Annotated in this window: 2 protein-coding genes; both read right to left on the bottom strand. The window is 54.0% G+C overall.

Going from position 1 to position 1,759, the window contains the following annotated elements; genetic code table 11:
- Window positions 1-54: 54 nt before the first annotated feature.
- The gene (locus ACT6Y9_RS10805; protein ID WP_443744532.1) at window positions 55-897 is read right to left on the bottom strand and encodes a Fic family protein; all 843 of its coding nucleotides are present in this window, start codon (window positions 895-897) and stop codon (window positions 55-57) included.
- 311 nt (window positions 898-1,208) lie between these two features.
- The coding region (locus ACT6Y9_RS10800; protein ID WP_443744531.1) for an AEC family transporter at window positions 1,209-1,759 on the bottom strand (551 nt) is incomplete at its 5' end.

The raw sequence follows: 1,759 nt of genomic DNA, 5'->3' as shown, positions 1-1,759 counted from the left end.
GCGCTCCGGATCGGGGCGCCCCCGCGCATTTGGACCGTGCGGAAGTACGTCCCTTCAGCTTCCGTCTTGCGACCGGCGCAGGCGGATCAATTCCTCGATCTGCCTCTGCGCTTCAAGTTGTTCTGGTGTTCGACCGAGGAGCGCGTCGATGGTGTGCCGATAACTTCCGAAGAACAAGCAGGCATAAGGTTGAGCATCTCCTGTTTCGTAATAATGGACCACTGAATAGAGGTAGGCCGCAATGTCGTTTTGAGTGAGGATCAGCGGTGTGATTCCTGCGCCTACAAGAACTGCCGTCTGCATTAATCGTGCCGTTCTTTTATTGCCGTCTCCGAAATATTTGAGATAGGCCAAGTTCAGGTGCGTATAGATGGATCGTTCAAAAGGATTTTCGATTGATTTGGCCTTGTCTATCAACGAATCCAATTCAGCTTCTAGAAGTGCAGGACCCGTAGCAGGAGTGTATTCAGAGTTGCTGATGGTGACGGAATGCTTTCGCACCCGGCCGCAGGCCTCCGATGGGAGCAAGTCGTGCGTGATGGTTTCGTGGAGTCCGCATATGTAGGATTTCGACAAGATTGATGGATGCCCTTCCTGAGCATGCCGGCAAATTGTTGTAAAGGTCTGATTGATGTTTTTAATCATCACGGCGTCGCTGAACAGCTTGCCGCCTGAAGTAAATCCGTATTTTAGCAAAGTGGATGTGTCTTTCAATGAATACTGGTTGCCCTCAATCTTGCTTGAGACGTAGGTATATTCTATGGATAACTCTTCGAAGAGACGAGAATTTTTCACGAACTCGGTAAATGGGAATTCATTTGCAAGCCCTCTGAGTTCTTCAAGTTGTTTCTTATGGAAATATGGCTCATAATTTAGAAACAGAGGGTTATATATCATATTTATCAATATAGTAAAATATTATACTGAGAGCAATGATTGATTATTTTGATTATAAATCTATGGCGATATTTAAGGCCGCATCGTCGAGCACTGGGACGTCACGCAGGACGTCCCGGCCGAAGCCGCCAACCAGAACACGATGTTCTGAACGTTCGGACCCTCTTCAAAGATCCGTTGAATCTTCCCTACCCAAGGGCACGAGAAGACGAAAGCCCGCGGACGATGCAGCATCGCCGCGGGCTTTTGCGTCTGAGGAGAGCGTCTTCGGAGCCGCTCCCCCGGAGTGGGGAAGCGCGGGAGGCGGAGCGCTACTGCATCAGCGTAATCGCCGTTGACATCGTCGCGATTGCGACCGCCACGGAGAGGGAGTTGAGGTTGGCGGCGCGTCCGAGGTCGCCCTTCAGTTGGCTCGTGTAGATGAGGTTCATCGCCGGTACGGGGGCGAGCGCGACGATCACGAGCGCGCGTCGCGCCTCGATGTCGAAGGGGAGGAGGTAGTAGAAGACGAGCGCGAGCGTCACCTGGCAGACGAAGCGCAACACGAGGATCTTCATGATGTCGATGAATTCGCGCATGTTGAGCGAGAGGTTCATCGACTCGCCGATCATGATCATGCAGAGGAACGTGTTGGCGGCCGCGCCGATCTTCGCGGCGTTCACGACCCCCGAGGGGAGCGTGACGTGCATGAGGCAGAGCACCATCATCACGAAGAAGGCGATCACGGGGCCCGAAGTGGCGAGCTTCTTGGCGATCACCTTCACCATGCGCACGGGCGAGGTCTTCTCGCGGAAGCCGGAGATCACCGCGTAGTTGCCGCCCGCGGCCATCACGGCGTTGCCGAGGTCGAAGACGAGCGCGG

The sequence above is a fragment of the Sutterella sp. genome (assembly GCF_052272535.1).
GTDB lineage: Bacteria > Pseudomonadota > Gammaproteobacteria > Burkholderiales > Burkholderiaceae_F > Sutterella.
This window is presented reverse-complemented; position numbering and strand designations above follow the sequence as displayed.

What these genes read in the sequence shown, in the direction of transcription:
- ACT6Y9_RS10805 (WP_443744532.1), bottom strand. Translation starts at nt 897, where the DNA reads ATGATATATAACCCTCTGTTTCTAAATTATGAGCCATATTTCCATAAG.